The following is a 24,615-nucleotide window of genomic DNA, read 5'->3' on the forward strand; positions in this document are numbered from 1 at the left end:
AAATTTGTCTGGTAAAAACCACGTAGTTCTACGTGCCAATATACCTGGATCATGGTATTGATCTGAGGGTTACAAAATGATCAAATTTGTTACATCCCGTTATCCGTTTTTTGTCCATAAACCATATTTAAAGATGAAACACTACTACCACCTTCGGACAGGCATGACCCTGCTCGCCCTTTTCATCACCAGTTTTACTTTTGCGCAGGTCACCTATTATGTAAGTACCTCAGGGAATGATGGGAACACTGGTCAATCTGCCGCGCTGCCTTTCCGAAATCTCAACAAAGCGCTTTCCGAGGCAAAAGCATCCGCGGACCCTTCTGTAACCATTAAAGTAGCAGCCGGAACCTATTTCCCAACCGAGGCAGAAGCATTACCTGAGTTGTTCGGCACCGGCCGTCAAGCTTCTTTCCAAGTTTACCGAGGCGACGGGCTGGGCAAGGCGCTCTTCGTGGAAGGCGGCTATAATGCTGATTTCTCAGCCCGTGACATCGCCGCAAATGAAACCATTCTGGATGGGGATGTTGGGGTAGCTGGCGATAAAACGGATAACAGTTATCACGTAACGCTCATAGCCGACCAGGCCATTGGTGCGGAAGATCTGGTGTTGGATGGCTTTACCATCAGAAACGGATATGCTTTCGGTGGTACAAACATAAGCCTTCCCAGCGGCACTCCCATATATAACACGCAAGGCGCGGGGATAAATATGACCTCAAACCGAAGCGACAAAATTCTGATCAGCAATAACACAATAACAGCAAACGAGGTACAAGAATATGGTGGTGGCATCTATTTCTCCTATGGTTATCCTAATGATGGCACATTTGCCGGACATCCGGTACATATTAATAAATGCATTATCAATAGTAATGTTGCGCAATTGGGTGGCGGTTTTTATGGAACCGAGGCAATTGATTTTATATTGACTGAATGCACCTTTTCAAATAATCAGGCAATCCAATATGGCGGTGCAGGTTATGTAAGTCGTTTCGCGAATATAAAACTACAAAAGAGTACTTTTTCCAGTAATTCTGCGGTTGAACAGGGCGGGGCAATATATGGATATGGTTCGACCGGCAATATTGTAGAAGTAGATGAGTGTGCCTTTTCAAACAACTCAACCAACGGAAATGGGATTGGAGGTGCCATTAAGCAGGATGGCGGTCTATTTTCTATTACCAACAGCTCCTTTACATCAAATAACTCCGTCAATGGAGGGGCCATCTACAATGGCTTCGGTTCCTTATCTATTAATAACACTTCATTTACTTCCAACACTGGAAGTCGTTCAGGAGGAGCTATCTGGCAGTGGGGTGGAGATTTAACCATTGACAACAGTTCGTTTGCAACCAATACTTCCAGTACCACCGGAACTGGCGGTTATCCGGGAGGCGGGGCAATATCGTTTTTCGGCGGATATTCTGGCGTTCCTCAGTCGGTTGTAAATATTGTGAATACCTCCTTTGAAGGAAATACAGTTGGAACATCGCAACCTGGTAATGCAGGAGGTGGCATATCTTTTATGGGAACACCTGTCTTAAATCCGGAGATCTTCTCGGTCACAATAGATCAGTGCCGATTTATTTCAAATTCTGCTGATAAAGCCGGGGCTTTACATTTAGCTGCTGGTGGCTTAGGGACTTACACTATTTCGAATAGCGTATTCAAAGGCAACGCTTCTACATCTGCTGATTATGGGTCAGGAGGAGCTATTTATGCGAACTACGAGAATATTGCGCTTACAAATAATCTTTTTCTGCAAAACCAATCTGCTTCAAGTGGTGGCGCCATCTGGTCTTATGTATTTGATGGCCAGACGATTACCAATTGTACTTTTTATGGAAATACGGCAGCAGTGGCTGGCAGCGCCATCCATAATTTAAATGCAGCCCTGAAACTTCGTAACAACATCCTCTGGGCTCAAACAACACCTGTATTAAACGGAAATTACGATTTGGCCAACAGCCTTGTTCAGGGAGGGTTCCCCTCGGGCACGAATGTCCTGGACACCGATCCGCTTTTCAAAGATGTGGCCGATCCGGACGGGGCCGACAATATCCTGGGCACTGCTGATGACGGCTTACGACTTACAGCCTGCTCCCCGGCGGTTGACTATGGAGATGCCACCGATGCACCTTCCCTGGATATGTTAGGGAATGCAAGGGTAAACGGTAATAACAGCGAAGGGGCCGAGCCCGATTTAGGGGTCTATGAAAGTCAGTCCGTTGCTATTTCTTCTGCCGTCATTGCCGGTAGTGCAACGATATGTAGCGGGAGCACGACAAACCTTAGCATTGCCATTGCCGATGGAATAGCGCCTTATACAGTAGTTTATAACGATGGTACAAATGATGTGACTGTCAACAATTATGTCTCCGGAGGCAGTATTCCGGTGTCGCCTATTTCCACTACTACATACACACTTGTATCTGCTACTGATCAGGACGGATGTGTGAGCGCCTCCAATAGTGGGTCGGCGGCAGTGACGGTTACTCCGCCGCCAACGGTAGCCAATGCAGGAACGGACCAAAATGGCGAGGCGACGTGCGGATTAACGACCATAACCCTTTCAGCCAACGTGCCGACTGTCGGAACCGGCCAGTGGAGCGTTGTTTCGGGTAACGGCGGCAGTTTTGCAGACATATCCAACCCGGCTTCGACATTCACAGGAACTGTCGGCACAAACTACCTTTTGAAATGGACGATCAGCAATGCGCCCTGCACAGAATCACAGGATGAGGTTACAATAGAATTTACCCCTGTCACAATACTTGCAAACAACAATGACACCAAGAGTGCATTTATCCCAGATGATACGGATTACAATCTCACAAGTACTGACTGCGGTATGATTGCCTCAATCAATGGTCAGGGTTTAAGCGGTACCAATCCTTTCATCGCCAAAGTAGCCATTGACGGCAGCGTACTAAATTACTCCGGGCAACCTTATCTTCAGCGACATTTCGATCTGGAACCTGGTGTGGCCGATCCGTCTGCCTCAACAGCGACCGTAACCCTCTACGTCAGCCAGGCAGAATTCACCGCTTTCAATGCCGCCAGCACAGTGAAACTCCCGGCAAATTCGACAGATGTTGAAGACTACAAGACCAACCTGCGTATCTGGCAATGGCATGGTACGCCCACCACAACACCAAGCGCTCCTGGAAGTTATACCGGAGCTCAAAGCTCGCCAATCGATCCCGCTGATCCGGACATTACCTGGAATACAGCACTGTCTGCCTGGGAAATCACATTTAATGTTACCGGCTTCTCCGGCTTCTTCATTACCGCCGAAAATGCAGAACCACTCCCGGTAACCCTCACTCATTTCTCAGCCCAAAAACAGGAAAACTCCGTGACCCTGAACTGGCAAACCACCGAAGAGATCAACAGCGATTATTTCGAAATACAGCGCAGCAGCGACGCAAAACAATGGACCGGAATTGGCGAAGTAAAAGCCCAAGGCGAAAGCAAAGTATTCGCCAGCTATTCCTATGATGATCCGCTTTCTTCAATCGCAAATCTGACAGCCAATGGCGGACAGCTAACAACTATTTATTACCGTCTCAAAATGATAGACCTAGACGCCACATTTGCCTATTCCCGGATTGTAGCCATGCCGATGGATGGCCTGGCTGAAATTAGGGTATTTCCGAACCCGGCAACCAGGGAAATCAACTTAACCGGAGTCGAACGGGTTACCGGCTACAACATTATTAACCTAACAGGGCGCATAGTTGTGGAGAAAACAGGGTTTGAAGCAGCCACCGGGAAAATAACATTGCCTGACTTACCATCCGGGATTTACCTGCTCCAACTAATTAAAGAGGATAGCGCTATGGAAACTAAGCGAGTGGTGATTGTACGATAACCGTCCTGTATTACATAACTGCAAGGGGCAGCTGTTTGATCAAAGGTTATTATTTCCATCTGGCCGTTTAATTAACGCGAGACATATAAGAATTAAGGATCGACGCTTTAAAGGCTCAGGTGTTCTGAACATTAAATTTGAACTTTCAAAAGGATAACTAAAAAAGAATTGAAAAATTTATCAATAATTTCGGTTCTATGTTTGATCGCCAATATGGTAGTGGCGCAAGATACCGTCTTCTATAATCAGCCAGTAGCCATCTATATAGAAGGTGGAGGTTATCTTGCTTATAAGGATAAACATCTTGGCATTAATTTGGGCTGGGATAAATTCCCATCGTTTGACTGGCTTATTAAAGATAAGGCGAGACTGGCGAGGTAAAACCAAACATTCCGATAGAAATATTCAATATCAAAAAGGAATTGAATGCTAAGGGGGAGAATATACCCAGCGGAAAGGTGAATATTTCAAAGGTCACAGTATCAAAGAGCGGTGAACGCAAATCATCCACGTCTTCAAGAAACCTTATTAAAAATTAGCAGGGTTACCCATTTAATTCTCAATATATGTATCATGACTATTTTATTTTGTGGATTATGTTAAAAGTCAGGTACGATGAAATCACTTGAAGAGCTGGACAGGGAAATATTTAAAGCCCGTTTTTTCTCGGGTAAAGATTGCTATTATTCAAGCTCAATTTGAAATGGCCGGATGGTTATAGATGTAATCATTACGAGTGAGGTTACTTGGTACAAACTGTCATCTGTAAATGGGCAGATCAATTTAGATACGCAGAAGTTAAATGCCGAAACTACTGAGGTGGATCTAAGTAACGCTTCCCCCGGATTGTATGTCCTCAGGCTTTTGTTTGAAAACGAGAAAACGGGTATCGAAAACTGGTGGTTGAGTAAGAAATCCCTGACCCGGAATACCAATATGCGGACAAGAAAACAAAAATTGGAGTTGGTATGGCTGGTCATTTCCTTGCTGGCCATACTGGTCGCCATAGCTGGCATTTTCATGCTGTAACTTATTGAACGGTACCGTTGATCAGTTAATAAACTCTATTTTTAGCGAAATACTATTCCTCAATGAATAAGCTGCTCATCGTTGACGATCACCGCATTTTCACAGACGGCATCCGCTTTCTGATCGAACATTCAACGGATCTGAAAGTGGTCGGGGTTTTACATTCAGGTTCGGAAGTCATCCCGTTTTTGTCCGGGAACCCGGTTGATATCATGCTTCTGGATATCGATCTGCCCGATATGCAAGGTTTTGAGGTGGCCAGTATGGTAAAAAAATACCACCCTCACGTCAGGATACTTATACTTTCTATGCTTGACGATGCAGAATCCATGGGACGTATGTTTGAGGTTGGCGTTAAGGGATATTGCATTAAAAGCGATGGAAGAGATGAAATTTTTAAGGGTATCGAAAAAATCCGAAAAGGGGATTCCCACTGGCCAAAATCTTATTTAGAACTATTGTCCAAACAAGCCGGGAAAACCTCTGACAGCAGATTGACGCAACGGGAGAAAGAAATCATCGCTTTGATCTGCAAAGGGAGTACCAGCGGGGCTATCGCCGAAAAGCTTTTTGTGAGCGTGCGCACCGTCGAAACGCACCGAAAAAACATCTACCGGAAACTGAATGTCCACACCAGTGTGGAGCTGGCCCATCATGCAAAAAAACACAGAATCACATGATACGTGGTGCAAGAGCTTTTGCAGAATGCTGTGAAGCATTCGGGGGCATCCAAGTTTCAGTTAAATTTCGTTTGCGAGCGAGAGAGGCTTTTTTTATCATATAAGGATAATGGCGTTGATTTTGACACGTCCATCGCTTCGAGGGGTAACGGGCCGTCCTGCTGGTTCCGTGGTAAACTGGCCACAATTTCGACACCCATATTTAAGAGAACGCAGCTCTCTAAAAAGGGAAACGGCTCAACATTTAAATATCTTCTAAAGCTATGTTTCGCTCCTGTCTGCTTGTTGTCTTCCTATTAAACACACTTCGCATCTGTGGCCAGCATTCGGCGGGTACAACGGCAGTTTACTCCCAAAATCAATTCTCTTTTGAACATTTTTCTCAGGAAAGGGGCCTCTCGCAGGGGACTGTGTATGCCATTGCCAGTTACGATGGCTACATGTGGTTTGGAACACAGGATGGATTAAACCGGTTCGATGGTCACAATTTCAAGACGTTCAGAGCAAGGCGAGGAACAGAACATACACTGAACAATAGCTGGATACAGGCTTTGCTAGCCGATAGCAAAGGGCGTCTTTGGGTTGGTACAGTTGGCGGTTTATGTTTGTACGATGCCGAAAGGGAGAATTTTCAAAAGGTCAGAATCGTACTAAAAACGGATCACCTGATTGATTCTGTTTCTATAGAAGAATTGATTGAGGATAAACAAGGGAATATATGGGTTGTGACCGATGAACATGGTCTATTTCGGATAAATATTGAAAACCAAAAAATTCACTCTTTTTTGTCAGGAAATAATAAAATATACGGTTCCTGCATTGCGCGGGACGGAGTGTTGTGGGTATCAACTTATGATGAGATTTATTATTATAATCCTAAAAAGGATATTTTGGAGCCGATGAATATCAAAAAGCGGTTAAAAAGGTATCTACCGAAAAACGCTCTTTTTCAATCGATTCTGATTGACTCGCAAGGTGATCTGTGGATTGGGACTTATCAGGAAGGTGTATTTAGGATTAAACAACCATTTCAAGACGATGAAATCTCACATTATGTCAAAGGAAATACCAGTGCCAATATTACCAGCAATGAGATCCGCGATTTTATGGAGGACAGAGACGGACGGATATGGATGGGAACCAAGGGTGGGGGCGTATCAATATTTGACAACGTAAGTAAAGCTTTTATTCATATAACAGGCACTGATACACAAAGCAACAGACTGGGAGAAGATCATGTGATGTGTTTGTTTCAGGATAGGCAAGGAATTATCTGGGCGGGATTAAGCAATACGGGTGTTGACAAGTACGATCCGGCAAAACATTTTTTTGGACATATTGGGCAGGAAACCGATAATTTGAGAAGTAGCTCGGTTTATTCTATATATGAAAGAGAATCTAATCTATACATTGGAACGGAAAGCAATCTTACGGTATATTCAATGAAGGACCGTAGATTTAACAAAAACCTTGAGCAGAGTTTTTCTGGAATAAGTTTTGAAGCGTACAGTATGTCTGAGGACACCTCAAAAAACCTGTGGATCGCCACCACCGATAAAGGTCTGTACCGTTTTGGCCGGGAAAAGGGAGATGTTACTTCTTTAAACAATATCGAGAATGACAGGATGCAGTATTTTTTGTATGCTGTCAAGGCCTTAAAAGGCATACCGGAGGTGTGGGTGGGTGGACACCGCGGACTTGAGAGATTTGATTTGAATGGCAATAAGCTGAAAGGCTGGAGGGATATACCTTCAATGGAGGCTGTATCAGACTATACCGTTCGTTTGCTTTATGAAGACTCCCGACGAAACGTCTGGATAGGAACTCTCGGCCATGGACTTCTCCACTATGGTCACCAAGATAAGCGGGTAGCTACCTTTGACAAAAAAAATGGCCTTCTCTGTGAGAATATCCGCAGCGTATTGGAAGATGGATCGACTCTTTGGATAGGGACAGACTGTGGACTTTTTGAGCTTGATTTGAAACAGTCTCATGTAAGAAAAAATTATTCAGAAAATACTGCTCCCCCTTTCCAATTACCTAATGATGTCATTTACGGTATCTTAAAAGACGATAGCGGCTACCTTTGGCTAAGCAGTAACAGGGGCCTTGCACGATTTTCTCCAAAAAGTGGAGTTGTAAAAACCTATGATGTCAGTGATGGTTTGCATAGTAATGAGTTCAATACCAACTGCGCCTATAAACATACTGACGGCACCATGTATTTCGGTAGTGTTGATGGTATCACTTATTTTAATCCTAAAGATCTAAAAAGCAACACTTTTGTCCCGCCTGTCAAAATAACCAGCATCATGGTAATGGATAGCGTATATCCTCCTAATCTAAAAGAGATTACACTGCCTTACGATCAAAACTTTATAAACCTTGAGTATGTAGCTCTTAACTTTTCAAATTCTACAAAAAATCAATACAAGTACCGGATGACCGGGATTGACGAAAAATGGATCCATGCCAGGAGCAAACGTGAAGCCAACTATACCAACCTTCCATGGGGAGAATTTACATTCAGAGTCATTGGCAGCAATGACGACGGGCTATGGAATAAAACAGGGGCTTCTGTGAAAATTACCATCCTCCCCCCCTGGTGGGGGACCTGGTGGTTCAGGACATTGTTGGTACTTCTGTTCGCGGCGGGCATTTACGGCTTGTTCCGCTACCGCTTCGCTCAGCAGCTACGCCAGCGCGAGGCCGAAATCAGGGCTTCGTTAATGGCCCAGGAGGCGGAGCGCCAGCGGTTTTCGCGTGAATTGCACGACGGGATAGGGGCTAATCTTTCTTTGCTGAAAATGTACTTGTCGTCCTTCGGGGAAGCCGACATTCCAATGGCTGAATTAAAAGAACGCTCGGAAAAATTGCTGGCTGGTTCGGTTGATGAAATACGCCGGCTGATCCACGACATGCACCCGCGTAATCTGAGAGAAATGGGGCTGGTGAAAGCGGTGGATGATATGGTAGGACTGGTGAACCTTGGGAATGGTCTGAAGGTCATTTTTGATGCAACCAATGTCCCGGAGCATTTGCCAGAACAATTGGAGATCAATCTTTTCAGGATCGTGCAGGAGCTTTTGCAGAATGCTATGAAGCATTCTGGCGCATCCAGCGTCTGGCTGAATTTTGTATGTGGGAGGGAAGGGCTTTTTTTATCATATAAGGACAATGGTGTGGGTTTTGACACGTCCATCGCTCCGGCGGGTAATGGGCTTCTCAATATTAAAAACAGGGTGATGCTGCTTAAAGGGGAGATGCGAAGCAAATCTTCTGCCGGGCAGGGGACTGCTATTGAAATTGATTTTGAGTATATCACTCTGTAAGTTTTAACATCGGTGTCACACACTACCGCCGGACGGTTGGTTGTAATGAATTTAAGGACTTTCAACCGTCGGAATACCCGGGAGGAGGTCAAACCCGGACTTTAAATTAGTTGTTTCGCCTTAAAAATAGGGAGTACTTCATAATTCCAATATTAGTGTTTGATGAAAACCGACGACCAGTTAAGTTGCTGCGACGAGCCTCTGATTGTTAGGATGTAGGTTCCCGATGGCACCTCTCGCAAGTCAAAACGGACCGTTTCATCTGCTCCCGCCTTTCGCTGCAATATAACCCCACCCAGCTTGTTGGTAATTAAAATGTCGACGGGTTTCTTTACCCCGGATAAGATTAATGTCTGACTGACCGGATTAGGGAACAATTGATAGCTGGCAGCCACATCCTGGCTCTTAAGAAAAATAATCATTGAATAACTGAATGTCCCGTCATAATCCACCTGTTTCAGACGATAATAAGAATGCGGCAAAGGTTCTCTATCATCAAAGCTATAGGTTTTGCCGATGGAACTGTTTCCCGCTCCCGGCATTCGTACCAATAAATTAAATCTCAGCCCGTCCGGCGACCGCTCCACATCGAAATGATCATTGCTTATTTCCTCGGAAGTTGCCCATTTGAGCTCATTATGAGCAGCGGTTGCTTTACCGCTAAAATAGATCAGTTTGACGGGAAGTGACGCAAAATCGTTTGGCTGCAACACCCCCTGAGAAAGAATAGTGGCCGGACTGGTAGCAGTTTCCACGGAAGTCATCTCGCCAATGCTCCAGTCGAGGTAAACCGTCCCTGCATTTCCTTGTCCGCCACCCGAGTTAATGACCTGCGGAGCTATGCTTTGCGCGTATACAACAAGCGACATGCCGGCCATCGCGATAGTTAGTAAGTATGTTTTCATAGTGCAGCGTTAGTAAACAAGGATGCTTGTATAACCCCATTCGCTGTTGATCCAGTTAGGACTGGTTGTAACGCCGCCCATTGCGAAGTCATAAGTACCGGCGGGTAGGTCTTTAAAAACACCGTTAACGGAAAAAGTAATCCGTGTATTCGCGGGAACCTGAAGCCCGAACATCCCTAGATTCAGTTCTATTATCGGGCTGCCAGGTTCTATATTTTGGCAGACTGGTTTAATGCCTAGCTCATTGGCCGCGAAATAACCGCCTAAGGCACGCGAGGCAGTTAAAAAAACGCTTTGACCCTCCTGGATGGTTACGCGGACCGGTTTAGTGATAAATGCCATTGTCGAGGAAGGATAAGGCGCCGTTCCGGCTTCATAATAACTTTGTATAATGCCCGCCTGCCCTGTCGGCCCCTGCGGACCTTGCGGGCCTGTGCCTCCGAGCATGATCCAGTCAGGTGATCCGGCAGTTCCCCTGTTGTAATAGAAACCTTTGGGCGATTCGGTTTGATACACCAGTAACCCTGTTGCCGGATTCGATAGCGAAGTTCTCTGGGCCGCATTCATTCTTGGGGTCAATAATCCTTTTGAATCACTACTAAGATCCAGTAATGCACTTCCGTCAGGGTTATTGGTGCCTATGCCGACACTTCCGTTGTTCTTGTTGCTGATGTTATTGCCGTCTGCTCGCCATTGATTATCCGCGCTGCTCAATGCATAAGGCACGCTCAATAATGGCGACGAACCCATATCAGTAAACGCGTTGCCTCCCTCGGGATCCATTTCGACTTTCAGGAATTTCTCACCATCCCCCCAATTGGTTGACTGGACAGACCCACTTACGTCCGAAGCGCCGCCGCTGCCTATGGCGACAGAAAAGAGTCCGAGGTTATTGGTCGTAACTGTCCTGGTCTCGCTGTACTGGGTAGCTCCTAAAGGGCTGCCCTGGTGAATACTAAGCCTTAATTTAATATTCTGATTCACTAACGGAATGCCAGCATTGTTCCGCGCGATTGCCTGGTAGTTCATCTGGTTGGGTGCCTGGGCCATGACCGTAACCCGTGAGAGCAGGCATAACGATAACGTGAGTGCAAATAAGCATTTCATAACACGATGTTTATAGGTGATTACATGTATAACATAAATGTAGGCCTACCTGCTGGTTCGTTGGAATGCGGTTGAGCAGACTGCTTTGTGTTTGAGTGTGTTGCTATTTTGTTGAGTCTGTGATTATACGGTAAAGCGGTTGTTCCCGACGAGTCGACCGCGATATCGTGCAAATTCTCACCATCTTTCTCAATACGCTTCACATTAGACGGTCAGCGCTCCGCCATCCGGCAAGCCGCTCAATTTATAAGCCAGCAGTCAGTAGGTCCGCTCATTAGCCCTGCTGTTTCGTTAACAGAAAAGGATTTATCGAACCCAATTGACCCACAACTACCAGGCGATCAACTCACAGAGACGGCAACTCTTTATCGGAAAGTAGAGTTATGGGATCTTATGGATACGCTTTTATACATTTTAAGAACCGGTTGTCGTTGCGGACGGAGCGCGGGCTAAACTTTTCTGATTGTTACCCATATTGCAAAACTGTATTTTGGTAGGGTTTTAATGGGAGAACAGTCTTGCTGATATTATTATCAGTTGCGTGGGGAATACAATTTTACCTTAATTAAAATACTTTTTAACGTGACTGTTTAGGCTTTTTGAGGAAATACTTACTTTTACTTTCTCAATAAAATAATCAAACGCGTTGCGAAATATCTGCCTGGCATATTTTCTGATCATGTCACCTTGTGCGGTATTGGCCCAGAAAATCAATGTCCCGACTAGTACAGATCTGTTCCACCTAAGCGATTATGCCATATTGCCAGACAAAGGATATACGTTTAACCAGGTCCGTTCTGATTCGACGCTTTCATTTACAACAAACGATTCGCTTCGTCCCGACAGGAGTGCAGTCTATTGGTTAAAAATGATCGTGGCCAATCCGAGCCCCAATGCCGAATCATTCGACTTTTCAGTTGACCCTTACCTGAATAACACATTTTATCATTTCGATGCCAATCAAAAAAAGTGGGTTTCGCGCCGCATGGGAGTCGGAGCGGTTGTGTATCAGGCGCGGCGTGACCGCCTTGTGATACCCATCGTTTTACAGGGTTCTACGGTGAATACTTTCTATGTCAGGTTTGATCTTCACGCTCTTGAAAAACTAAAAAAAACGCTTGCCCCGAAGGTTACCTTTGAACGACAATCTTCTATTGAGCATCGGGAACAATTGTTGTGGGTTGCCTGGGTTTGCGGGATCACGGTGCTCTTTATCTTTTTCCTGAACAACCTCTACATCTACATCGGTTTCAAGTATAGGATCGTCTTTTACTACTTAATCTCTCAATTGGGGTGCATCATTTTTCTGACCGCGTACAGGCACTTTTTTCATGTGCTGCTCGGCAGGGTTGTCTTCACAATGAAGTTGGATGCCCAAGGCACGTTAATCCATTATGATTTCAATAAATTAATGATGCACATCGGGATCGGGCTGCTGCTTTACGGCATTACGCACCTTGTCCGATTGTATCTGAATACCAAGAAACGGCTGCTCGTACTGGACAGGGCACTTAAATATGGGCTGTATGCCTACCTGCTGTTTTCTGGTATCCTGGCACTGATCAATACCAGCTTCTTTTATATCGAATCCCAAAGCCTGATATACGATAATATTTTGGTAATGATGCTGATCGGCGTGACCATCTACACCTGTATCATGGGCTATCTCCGGGGCATTCCGGCAGCTGGTTCGCTATTGCTGGTGAATATCGTTCCCTTTGCGCTGATCCTCGGGACTTCCTTCATCCATATATTTTATGACCTCGACGACGTCGTTAACCTGCTGCTGCCGACCGTGGCCATCCTGTTCCAGGCGCTGGGCTTTTCCATTGCATTGGTGGCGCGTACGAAAAGCATTCAGGATGATCTGACGGCCAAAGAAACAGAGGCAAACCAATTGGAAACGGACCTTTTAAAAGCTTTCGCCAGGCAAATTGAAATAGAGACGGAGAACCAAAAAATAACAGCGGAGATACTGGACGAGAAAAGCCGCATCGAATCGATCTCTGAAAAGCTGGAAGCGAATCAACGTGAGCTGGCTTCGACAGCCCTGTATGTGATGAATAAAAACAAAATGCTTTCCAGGCTGAAAGGCCAGATACAGGAATTGAACAAAGAGGGCACCGAGCAGGGCGAGCTGAAAGAAATCGCGTCCGCATTGCAAAGCAACCTCTCCCTGGACGACGACTGGGCGAGGTTTATCATGCACTTTGAAAAGGTACACCCCGAATTTTTCAGCAATGCGCAGGCCAAGTATCCCACCTTTACCAAAAACGATCTACGGCTATTTGCCTATACCCATATCAATCTTTCCAACAAAGAAATAGCAGCGATGCTCAATATCGATCCGGGGAGCGTCCGGCGTGCCAAAACCAGACTTTCCCAGAAAATGGCGCAGATTGAGGCTGTTTAGACTTTTCGATCAGACGTTGTCATACATACTTGCTTTTTGTCAGGGACCGGGCCACGAGCCGGCCAGCTAAAGTCGACGGTTAGGGTTTTATGGATTTTTCTCGATTTTGTCTACACTTTGTCCACTGTCATTTTTAGGTTTTCGGGAATGAATGCCGGTGCTTTGAGGGAATTTTTATGATCTTCTCTCAACGTGATATGATTCAAAATCTACTTCCGGTGAAAAATACTTTTTACGTATTTCTAGTCGCCCGGCGAATATCAGCGCCCTTTCTGCTTTTAGTGCTCGTTAACATTTCATCCGGTGCTTTCGCAACAACACGTTATGTAAAGCAAAACGCGGTAGGTACAGGTTCTTCCTGGGAAGATGCGAGCGGCGACGTTCAAGCCGTCATCGATGCATCCGCGAGTGGAGATGAAGTTTGGGTAGCCGGTGGCACATATAGCGTTTCCTCCTCTTATTTTTCTTTCAAAATGAAAGAAGGGGTAAAGATCTACGGCGGGTTTGCAGGGACAGAAGCAATCCTTACCAGCCGCGTTTTGACGGGTACCATCAATGAAAGCATTCTGCAAAGCAACATAGTAAACGACTTTTACGGCGAAAGGGGCCTTACGAATGCAACTGTATTGGATGGCTTTACACTGGCTTCGGGCATTCGCAATTATGAGTCTTCCCCGATGATGGTTAATCTGATTATCACTGGTGGCTGGGTCGGCGGCGTATATAACAGTTACTCTTCTCCAATCCTGATCAATTGCACTATAACCAAGAATGGCCAGATTTACGGAGGAGGTATTACCAATATAAGCTCCTCGCCAATCCTGATCAATTGCACCATTACGGGCAATTCAGGTCTTTCTGGCGGAGGTATGGCAAACATCTCTTCTTTCCCAATCCTTATCAATTGCACCATTACCGGCAATACCGGTGGTTCTGCCGGAGGTATTTGGAACAAGTCTTCCTCACCTATCATCACAAATTGCACGATTAGCGGAAACGCCGCTTCGGATGAGGGGGGAGTGGGAGGAATACTCAATGGAAATTATAATGGTTCCGGTAACTCCTATCCTCAGCTCCGTAACAGCATTGTTTTTGGAAATGGCAGAAATATAAAGAACGAGACAGGGTCATCTATGATTATTCAATACAGCCTGGCAGAAGGCGAAACCAATCTGAACCCGAATGATCACAACCTTCTTAGTATTTTGGATCCGCTTTTTGTTGATCCTGCCAACGGCGATTACCGTTTGCAACGTTGTAGTCCGGCAGTGAATACGGGAAGTAACAGCTTCTATGACCGTGAGCAAATACCTGATTTATCCGCAATCACCACAGATCTGGCCGGTGATCCCCGTTTTTATGAAAATGGTCTGGCTGATGTGGGAGCGTATGAATATCAGGGTAATTCGCCAGCTTACATCAAAGGTATATGGTACGTAAAAGCCGGTGCAGAAGGTCCAGGAGTAAGTTGGGAATGTGCAAGTGGCGATTTACAGTCGGTTATCGAGAAAGCAGCAAGTGGCGATGAAGTGTGGGTAGCGGGCGGCAGATTTGATGTCGGGGCCTCTATTTCGTCTTTCAGAATGAAGGAAGGTGTGAAGATCTACGGCGGATTTACCGGGACAGAAACATCGCTTGCCAACCGGGATTTGACGGTCGCCACCAATGCAAGCATCCTGCAGAGCTCAATAGTTAACGACTTTCACGGCGAAAGTGGTCTTACCAATGCAGCTGTACTCGATGGCTTTACACTATTAATGGGCATTCGCAATTATGATTCGTCGCCGAAGCTGGTCAATCTGATTATCAGTGCTGGCTCAGCTGGCGGCGTGTACAATGACAATTCTTCTCCGACCCTCATCAATTGCACTATCACCAAAAACGACCATTTTTACGGGGGAGGTGTAACGAATATACACTCCTTGCCAATCCTTATCAATTGCACCATTACCGGCAATACGGGTGGTTATGGCGGCGGTATAGCTAATTTGTCCTCCTCGCCAGTCCTTATCAATTGCACCATTACAGGAAATACCGGTGGCTCTGCCGGAGGTGTATGGAACGGGTCCTCCTCACCGATCATTACCAATTGCACGATAAGCGGCAATACCGCTTCGGATGAGGGGGGAGTGGGAGGCATATTCAATGGCAATTATTATGGTTCCGGCAATTCAAATCCTCAGTTCCGTAATAGCATTGTTTTTGGAAATGGCAGTAGTATCAAGAATGAGAGAGGTTCTTCCATGATAATTCGATACAGCCTGGCAGAAGGCCTGACCAATCTGAATCCGGACGATCACAACCTTCCTGGCGATTGGGATCCGCTTTTTGTAGACCCAATAGGAGGGGACTATCGCCTGGAACCATGTAGTCCGCTCATTGATATGGGTAATGACTATTATACAAGTAACCAGGTGCCCGACCTGTCTTATATTTCCACTGATCTCGACCATCACCTGAGAAAACTTGGAATAGCCGTTGATTTAGGAGCATATGAATTCACGGGTACCCCCACGACCGTCTCGCTGATTGTGGACGATGGTGAGTTTACCGGAGCGATTTCCGGAGATTTCACCCTCAAAGTAAATGGTTCACCTTGTTTGGTTATAGCTAATCTGCAACCCAATGGCGCAGCCCCCATCGGTGGAGCATTAAGCGCGAAAGTGTGGGTAGAGGATTCTCAGCCAACCAATTTTCTAAAACGACATTACCAGATTACCCCAGAAACAAATGCAGAGAATGCAACTGCAAAAGTGACACTTTACTTCACGCAGCAAGAATTCACGGATTTCAATGCGGTAAATTTGACGAAATTACCTGTTGACGCAGAGGATACAGAAAATTACAAAGCAAATATTTTAATCGAAAAGCGTTCCGGGGTGAGTAATGATGGCTCGGGCTTGCCCAACTCATATACCGGCACGCCCGTCACGATCAATCCGTTCGAAGCCAACGGGAAAGTGGAATGGAACGCCGGTGCCAATCGCTGGGAGGTCAGTTTTGATGTGACAGGTTTTAGTGGATTTTTTGTAAAAACAACAGAATCTTCGCTGCCGCTTCATCTGATCAGTTTTACTGCACGAAAAGAGGAGGGAAGCAACCTGCTGCAGTGGAGCACGGCCAGCGAAGTCAATACGAGCAACTTTGAAATCCAGGGTAGCGGTGATGCAAAGCAATTCTCAAAGATCGCGACCGTGGAGGCAGCCGGCAGCGGGGACCATCAGTACAGCTATGATGACCGGACCACGTATAGCGGAACCGTTTATTACCGGTTGAAAATGTCAGATCGCGCGGCGAACCGTTTGGACGGGACTTTTACTTACAGCGAGATTGTTTCGCTTCGCAATGAGGATAGGCCTAATGCCGTATATCCCAATCCGGCAGGAGCAGCGGTTACTTTCCGGGTAAGTAATGTTTTGCTGAAAAGCACAGTAAATTTATATGATCTCACGGGACGAAAATTGCAAACGATCGTGATCACCGGCACCCAGCAGCAGATCAATACCAAATCTTTGGCGCGCGGGCTGTATGTTTTGAAATTTGCGGATGGGACCGCGGAGCGGTTTGTAAAGGAGTAGGAAGTTCAGAATCAAATGATTTGGTCGACGGCTACTACTAGAAATATTAGGTCAGATAAGAATTAGGCGCACTTTTTTTTGCATAAATTTGATGCCTCATTGAAACACCGGAAACTCTACTTTCAACCGTCTGAAAACCAGGGAGGGGCTCAATTAAACTTAATTTCATCCGTTCGCTGTCCAGTGAAAGGGGAGTATTTCATGTCGACAAAATAAATTTCTCCGAATTGATCAAGATTACTCTAACTTTCAACGCCTAATAACGCGGGATAAAGTCATGAATGGATGGCGAGATACTGAATGAGTATTTGTCCATTTGCTTATTGACCCTGATTTTGATTGCGTCCATTGCCAGAAAGTTTCGCATCCAGATATAGAAATTTATAGCCTTTCTCCCCTGCCTCCTTCCTCCAAAAACCTCCTTTTCCGACCCAAACCCCCACATTTCCCAATTTTGTCTACTCTTTGTCTACTGTCGTTTTTAGGTTTTGAGTGGTTACTATTGGAATCTTTGCAAGATTTTAATACCAACCTCTCTCAACGCTCATGAAAAAAATCTTACCTCCTTCAAAAAGTGCGTCCCAGTTACTTTCAGCTACGTTACGTACCAAGTCGGCCCTGTTGCTTTTGCTGCTGCTGACCCTGTTTTCGTCCGTGGCGTTTGCGAAGATACGGTATGTAAAACCGGGTGCGCGAGGTAGCGGAGATTCCTGGTCTGACGCGCACGGCACGCTGCAGACGATGATCGATGCCAGTGAAAGTTCGGACCAGGTGTGGGTTGCAGGCGGGACGTACCGGCGCCCGAATATACTTGAGCCTTTTACATTAAGACAAGGTGTAAGTGTATATGGTGGCTTTGCAGGCAATGAGAAGGAACTGTGGGAGCGAAATCTTATAAACACCGCAAACAAAAGCACATTACTGGGTCATGACTTTTGTACTGTTAGCAATTATGGCATCACAGAAGCCCTGCTGGACGGGTTCACTATTACTGGTGGGAGCTGGGAAACAGGTGCGGGAATTCGCAATCAGAAAGCCTCTGTGACAATTGCCAATTGTATAATCGCCGGTAATGAAAGTACTTCTGGCTATGGGGTGCAGGGTTGGGGTGGCGGGGTTTACAACACTGATGACGCAAAACTAACGCTTATCAATTGTGTCATCAGTGGCCACGCCGCGCAATATGGAGCCGCAATAGATAATTCCCGGAGTGATTTGGCACTTTATAATTGTACCATCAGTGGAAACTTAGCACATGATTCCAGAGACGGAGTCATTGAGAATAGCGGCAGGTTAGTCGTCCGAAATACCATCATTTATGGGAACTCAGGAGTTTCTATAAAAAATTTCCCAAACTTCGGAGGCGAGATTGATATCCAAAGCAGCCTGGTCCAGGGAGTGACCGGTACGGAAAATGGGAACATAAGCGGTAATACCGACCCGCTTTTTGTCGCCCAGATTGTACCAAGCAAAACTCCTTCGACTGGAGGTGACTACCACCTTCAACACTGCAGCCCTGTTCGCAATATGGGCAGCAACGCATTCTACAAGCAGGCAGAGCTCGAAACTGGTTTTTCATCAGCCACAGATGTTGCCGGTGGGTTTCGCATATTTGGTGGATATGTGGATATGGGTGCTTATGAACAGCAAATTGATTATAACGGTCCAAGTGAAGCGGGGATCATTTATGTAAAAGCAGGGGCGGGCGGCACTGGCGGGAGTTGGGGCTGCGCGATGGGTGATCTGCAGGAAGCCATTAATACAGCAGTCAAAGGCAACCAGATATGGGTTGCCGGCGGTACTTATGTGCCGATATATCCCGCCAATAACCGGGGAGACGGAGATTACAAACCGGGCAACCGCGACAATGCCTTTGTGCTGAGAGACGGTGTGCAGATATACGGGGGGTTCAGCGGTAACGAAACCTCACTGGCCAGCCGGTCTGTCAGTTCCAGTCGCCCCAGTATCTTAAGCGGGGATTTAAACGGGGATGACGGTTCAGCGAAATATGGCGATAATGCCTACCACGTTGTCGTCCTACCCGGTGGTACGGTCCGCCTCGATGGTTTTACGATATCGGGCGGGAATGCCACCGGGGAAGGTTCGCTCAATATCACAGGGGAAATCAATGGATTACTAGTCGAGCGGGGCAAAGGCGGCGGCATGAATATATACTCCGACGGGGAGAGTTCTTTCAGCAACCTGATCATAGCGGGCAATAGTGCAAAAGAAGGCGGCGGTATCTCATTACGTAGCTCAAAGGCGCTGACGATAACGGGTTCGGTCATCACGGGCAACACGGCATCGGTGGAAGGAGGAGGCATGTTTATTGATAATATTGCGCCGGTACTGACCAATGTGACGATCAGTGCCAATGTGGCTCCCAAAGGAGGGGGTATTGCGCTGGAATTTGTGTCATCATTCCAGACATTCCGTAATAGCATTGTATATAGTAATTCGGGCGGAAGTGTTTTTTTGGGTAATCAGAGTGCCGGGTTTAATCCGCAATACAGTTTGGTCCAGGATGTTACCAATTCGTCTGACAATAATATTTCCGGCGGCACGAACCCTATGTTCAGAAGCCCTCTGGCCGCCGGACTGAGCACAAAAGGAGATTACAGGTTGAACACTTGCAGCCCTTTAATTAATTTGGGAAATAACGCATTGTATGAGGCAGGACAAACTCCGGGCCTAACAGAAATTGCAAAGGATGTCGTCGGCATCGCCCGGATCTTTGACAATACTGTCGATGTAGGCGCCTATGAGTCAAGCAGTGTCAAACAGCCTTCCGCAGGGCAGGGTAGCTTATCTGCTACTCCTGAAAGTTGTTCGGGAAGTTTCTTTGTCCCGTTCACATTTACGGCTACATCGGGTACAGGTCCATTTAATTTAACCATTAATGATGTCATCTATGCCAAAGTAGTCAGTGGTGTCCCGTTCCTGTCCAAATCGGAAATCACTAGCACCACCACCTTCACGGTGACCTCCATTGCCAGTGAAGGCAGCTGCCCGCGCACCATCGACATTACCGGGCCGTCGGTGGAGGTAATCGCAGGTAGCTACCAGGCCAGCCTGACGGGCAGTTCCATCTGTGCGGGAGATAACGGGAGGCTGACATTAACGGCAACAGAAGGCACGGGCCCATTGACGGCGGTTGTCAATGGGATAACCTATAATAACCTACTCAGCGGCGTAGCTTTCGAAGTGAGCAGTCCATTTGATGAAAATTATAAGTTATCCTCTGTAAAATGGGCTAATGGCTGCACACGCACTGAAAATTTTAAGCAAAGTTTGGCATCTGTTGTGACCAGGCAAGGCATTGTGCATTACGTAAAACAAGGTGATTCTGGCGATGGCCTGAGCTGGGCCACAGCCAGCGGCGATTTGCAGGGGATTCTTAATCAGGCTTGCGCGGTAGACACTATTTTTGTTTCTGGCGGGACTTACAAACCCAGCGGCGTACCGTATTTTGTGTCCACAACGGACAATAGGGATTTTACTTTTCTGCTGATCAACGGCGTGAAACTGTATGGCGGCTTTGCCGGAACAGAAACTAATATCAACCAGCGCGTCAGGGGGAATGTCACCACATTGAGCGGGAATATCGACAATGACGACAATCTTAGTGACGATTCTTACCACGTGGTACTTTCAGTGGGGGACAATGCGAATGCGGTCTTTGACGGTTTTACAGTAACTGGCGGGAAAGCGGAGGGTGAAGGATCATTGTCAGTCGGGTCTGTATCGGTTTCCAGAAATGATGGTGGGGGAATGTCCGTTATTGGCAATGCCCCGAAGATCAGTAATGTTACTTTTAGTTCAAATATTGCCCGGCGCGGCGGCGGCTTGTCTTTGGAATCGGGCACTGCTTCCATTTCCAATGCGAACTTTACAAGCAACACTACCTATGGCGATGTGGGCGGAGGGATTTTCCTGGATGCCGGTTCGTCATCGGTCCTTACCAATTGTGTGATTGACCATAACACCGCAGGAGGCAGTGGGGGAGGGATTTCAAGTTACGCCGCGACACTTACGCTATCCAATTGCATCGTCAGCAACAATATGGGAGACGAAGGAGGCGGCATGTTTTTATTTCTCAGCACAGCCAATGTTTTCAATTCCACCATTATTGCGAATAAAACTTTGAAAGAGGTCGGCGGGGTTCTTGCCAAAAACTCGGCATTCCGGGCAAGGAACAGTATCTTCTGGCGAAATGTGGAAAAGGAGCTCGTGGTTGATATAGAACCTGGCGCTTCTGGTTCCGACGATGTGGGCTACTCGCTGGTGGACGGAGGGTATTTGGGGGAAAGTATTGTAAATGCGGCCCCGGGATTTGTAGATGCTTCTAATCCTGCCGGTCCCGACGGGATCTGGCGGACCGGCGATGACGGTTTGCAGATTAATTGCGACAGTCCGGCGGCAGAAGCGGGCACGGGCGATACGCCAGCGTTGGATATCCTCGGGATAAAAAGGGCCAATCGTCTGGACCTGGGTGCTTATGAAGCCCCCAGCAGCGGGATAGCAAGTAAAAACATCAGCCTGACCATGGAACAAGCGCCCAATAGCATTGTGACCTATGGCGATTGCGCCAACCAGGTTGCAACCATTGATGGGAACGGACCTGCTTATAATCTCAGCGGAGAGGTGACGGCCAAAGTGTGGGTGGAAAGCAATCAGCCAGTCCAATACCTCAAACGTCATTATCAGATCACCCCTGTCGAGAACAGGGAAACCGCTACAGCCAAAGTAACGCTTTATTTTACCCAACAGGATTTTACAGATTTCAATACTCAAACCCCCGCACCTGCATTGAAACTGCCTATCAACGCAGAAGATGCAGAAAACTACAAAGCGAACCTGCGAATCGAAAAGCGCGATGGTACCGGCGATGAAAATGGCACGCCCGGTTCTTATTCAGGCACCCCGGTCACCATCGGCCCGTACGAAGCCAATGGGAAAGTGGAGTGGAACGCCGGTGCAGACCGCTGGGAGGTAAGTTTTGAAGTGACGGGTTTCAGCGGGTTCTTCATAAAAACCATAGAGTCTGCATTGCCGCTTCGTCTGATCAGTTTCACCGCCCTTAAGGAAGACGGGGGCAATTTGCTCCGGTGGAGCACGGCAGGTGAAGTAAACACTGGCAATTTTGAAATCCAAAGCAGTACCGATGCGAAAAGTTTTAAAAAAGTAGCCTTGGTCGGTGCCGGTGGCAGCGGTGACCACCAATACAGCTATTATGATTATGCGACATATAACGGCACCATCTATTACCGGTTAAAAATGTCGGATTTGGACAGGACTTTTACTTTCAGCAGGATTATTTCGCTTGGCAGTGACGGTAGTGCCACCAACATTTATCCCAATCCGGCAGCAGATGCGGTTACTTTCGAAGTGAGTAGTGCGCTGCTGAACAGCACAGTCATTTTGTATGATCTTATGGGACGAAAGTTGCAATGTATAGTTATCACCACCAACCCGCAACAGGTCGATATCGGTTCTCTGACGAGTGGGTTTTATATTTTAAGATTTGCAAATGGGGCATCAGGGCGATTTGTGAAAGAATGAGATATACAGAGGCATGATGGGCATTTGATTTTATTGATGGCATTGTAACCACCGCTATGGCTTGTAGTCCGATCCCGTTTGCAGGTAACGGTACAGTCAGCTCGAAGAATCCGCCTTCGGATGCCAGCGAGGTAAATGGCGATTGTAGCAAAATCGCTGGGTTTACTATTTGCGATCAAATCACATGGAACCTTTTACCTTGGGAAGCATCAGCAATCCATTACCGGTGACATTAATAAGTTTTTAAGGGTGAAACAGCAAGAGTAAATACCAATTACATCAATTTGTCTGCTCCCGTTATTAAGTTTTTCAAACGGAATGGGTGCACTTCGTAATATCTTCGACAAGCCTTCTCTCAAACTTGTATAAACAATTTCACTATCGTGGTGACCGATGACGAATTCTCCGCCTCCATGACCACTTGTTAATTGAAAATTGGGCCGTTCTTTTAAATGTGCATCACCGGTTAATAAACCAATAATCAGTGTAAGAAAGGGTACATTGCTTACGGCAATAATGCATAATATTATTGCAATCCGTATTATTTTTTTTTGTAATTATCATTCACAAGCTCTCATTAAATACCGACTAGTTTTAAACGTAATTGCGCTGCTGCCAAACTTGGCTGGAAAAATAGCGAGTTGTGAAATGTCCGCACAATGTATTTAAATGGCACCAATTTCGACCTTGCATGGAACTGTTTCCTAATTCAAAATAAGGTAGAAGGGTGTCAAACTTTATGATTTTACAATCTTCGCGTGGCCTTTTTGATTGGCGGTCACATGATACATCACCGGCCCCGACCAGGAGGCGCTATCCTGGTGGCTGGCAGGATCATGAAAAATCTTTCCGACCTGGGCTGTCAGATAGCCATTGTTCTTGAAATGGTGAGGCAGGGTTATGGCACCGGGCGTCGAAGTCTATGGATAGACAAATAAGATCTCAATTTGTCTGTCAGTTTTACAGAAATGCGTAAATCAGGTGATTTATCGGATAAGCAACTTCTGAAAGCATTTCAGGAGGGTTCGGTAGTGGCTTTTGAAGTTTTTGAGTAGTCAGCTGCCTTGAACGCCTACGCTCAGGCGCAGTCAGCAGCAGGGAATTGCCATTCACTCAAAAAATCCGCAACTGACTACAATTATTTGGTATTCAATTGCTTAAATGTGATTTTATTTTCTACTTCCCAAGCCGTTTCCGGCCCTCAACATTCGTACGATGATCTATAAAAAAATTGCGCCCTGCATTTTGCTGAAACCATTCGTGGAAACTTTTTTCGTATGGGAGACCTCGATCAATCACAGCTCAATTCCAAAAATTGAATCTCCGCCGACAGGATTTGCCTCGATGGTGTTTAATTATGGCTCAACTTATAAGGTGGATAATATAAAAAAGGGAGAGATCACTGTTCCTGCCAGCTTCGTGACCGGGCAGCAAACAAAAAAATATCAGATCAGCCTCCTCGGAGATCTCGGTATGATCGGCATTGTGTTTAAACCTTCGGCATTGTTTACGATACTTGGTATTCCAATGTATGAGTTTAACGACGAACGCATTAGTTTGAGTGACATTCTTGGTGTCGAGGCAGACTATTTATTGCAGCACATTCAGGACAGCACGTGCCAGCTTCAGCGCCTTGAAATTTTAGAAAGGTACCTGATCAAACTACTCCAAAAGTCCCCAAGGTCACCGGATCGGACTGATCACATTGCCAATCTCATTCACGAAAGACACGGTGTACTCTCGACCCAAGATCTAATGAAGGAACTCTATGTCTGTCACCGGCAATTTCAACGGCTGTTTCTAATGAAAGTAGGTGTCAGCGCCAAGTATTTCGCCAGGATTTGCAGGGTGAGCGACTTATGTGCCCGAATGGCCGCCAAAAAATGGGATATCGCTGACTGGAATGACCTTGTTCATCACTATGGTTATTACGATCAGTCTCATTTTATCAAAGAGTTTGCGGAATTTATGGGAAAGGCCCCGTCGGGATACATCAGGTCCAATCAGGAACTAGCAAACTATGTTGATACGTCCAAAGTTCGGATGGACTAATCACAATGTCGTTTTTTTACAATACTGTCTTTCTTGCTCCCGGTAGCTTTGTGACAATATAATCATTCAATCACAAGCAC

11 protein-coding genes are annotated in these 24,615 nt (G+C 46.2%); 9 read left to right on the forward strand and 2 right to left on the reverse strand.

Annotated features, from left to right (window positions below; all coding sequences use genetic code 11):
* The first annotated feature begins 133 nt into the window (after positions 1-133).
* The 5 genes from LZD49_RS30670 to LZD49_RS30690 all read left to right on the forward strand — a co-directional run bounded on the left by LZD49_RS30670 (position 134) and on the right by LZD49_RS30690 (position 8,918).
* Positions 134-3,877, forward strand: coding sequence for a T9SS type A sorting domain-containing protein (locus tag LZD49_RS30670; RefSeq protein ID WP_234671894.1), 3,744 nt, complete (start codon positions 134-136; stop codon positions 3,875-3,877).
* A gap of 168 nt (positions 3,878-4,045) precedes the next feature.
* A complete protein-coding gene (locus LZD49_RS30675; RefSeq protein ID WP_234671896.1) occupies positions 4,046-4,258 on the forward strand; it encodes a hypothetical protein in 213 nt (70 codons plus the stop codon).
* Between the two features lie 330 nt (positions 4,259-4,588).
* Positions 4,589-4,906, forward strand: coding sequence for a hypothetical protein (locus LZD49_RS30680; RefSeq protein ID WP_234671898.1), 318 nt, complete (start codon positions 4,589-4,591; stop codon positions 4,904-4,906).
* Positions 4,907-4,968: 62 nt separating this feature from the next.
* Positions 4,969-5,586, forward strand: a complete 618-nt coding sequence (locus LZD49_RS30685) for a response regulator transcription factor (protein WP_234671899.1) — start codon at positions 4,969-4,971, stop codon at positions 5,584-5,586.
* A gap of 263 nt (positions 5,587-5,849) precedes the next feature.
* On the forward strand, positions 5,850-8,918 hold the full coding sequence (locus LZD49_RS30690) for a two-component regulator propeller domain-containing protein (RefSeq protein WP_234671900.1): 3,069 nt from the start codon (positions 5,850-5,852) through the stop codon (positions 8,916-8,918).
* A 152-nt stretch (positions 8,919-9,070) separates the two neighbouring features.
* On the opposite strand, the gene LZD49_RS30695 is transcribed toward LZD49_RS30690, so the two are convergent.
* Positions 9,071-9,823, reverse strand: coding sequence for a T9SS type A sorting domain-containing protein (locus LZD49_RS30695; protein WP_234671901.1), 753 nt, complete (start codon positions 9,821-9,823; stop codon positions 9,071-9,073).
* A 9-nt stretch (positions 9,824-9,832) separates the two neighbouring features.
* Positions 9,833-10,930 carry a hypothetical protein gene (locus LZD49_RS30700; protein ID WP_234671902.1) on the reverse strand — a complete coding sequence of 366 codons (1,098 nt, stop codon included), beginning with the start codon at positions 10,928-10,930 and terminating at the stop codon, positions 9,833-9,835.
* A 679-nt stretch (positions 10,931-11,609) separates the two neighbouring features.
* Here LZD49_RS30700 and LZD49_RS30705 point away from each other — a divergent pair.
* The 4 genes from LZD49_RS30705 (at position 11,610) to LZD49_RS30720 (ending at position 24,535) form a co-directional block, all read left to right on the forward strand.
* Positions 11,610-13,343: a 7TM-DISM domain-containing protein gene (locus tag LZD49_RS30705; RefSeq protein WP_234671903.1), complete on the forward strand. Its 1,734-nt coding sequence runs from the start codon at positions 11,610-11,612 to the stop codon at positions 13,341-13,343.
* 218 nt (positions 13,344-13,561) lie between these two features.
* Positions 13,562-16,921, forward strand: a complete 3,360-nt coding sequence (locus LZD49_RS35730; protein ID WP_234671904.1) for a right-handed parallel beta-helix repeat-containing protein — start codon at positions 13,562-13,564, stop codon at positions 16,919-16,921.
* 546 nt (positions 16,922-17,467) lie between these two features.
* Entirely contained in the window at positions 17,468-22,483 is a 5,016-nt protein-coding gene (locus LZD49_RS30715; RefSeq protein WP_234671905.1) for a right-handed parallel beta-helix repeat-containing protein, read from the forward strand.
* 1,215 nt (positions 22,484-23,698) lie between these two features.
* Entirely contained in the window at positions 23,699-24,535 is an 837-nt protein-coding gene (locus LZD49_RS30720; protein WP_234671906.1) for an AraC family transcriptional regulator, read from the forward strand.
* The last annotated feature ends 80 nt before the right edge of the window (positions 24,536-24,615 follow it).

Origin of the sequence: Dyadobacter sp. CY261, assembly GCF_021440085.1 — a bacterium.
In the GTDB taxonomy this organism is placed as follows: Bacteria; Bacteroidota; Bacteroidia; order Cytophagales; family Spirosomataceae; genus Dyadobacter.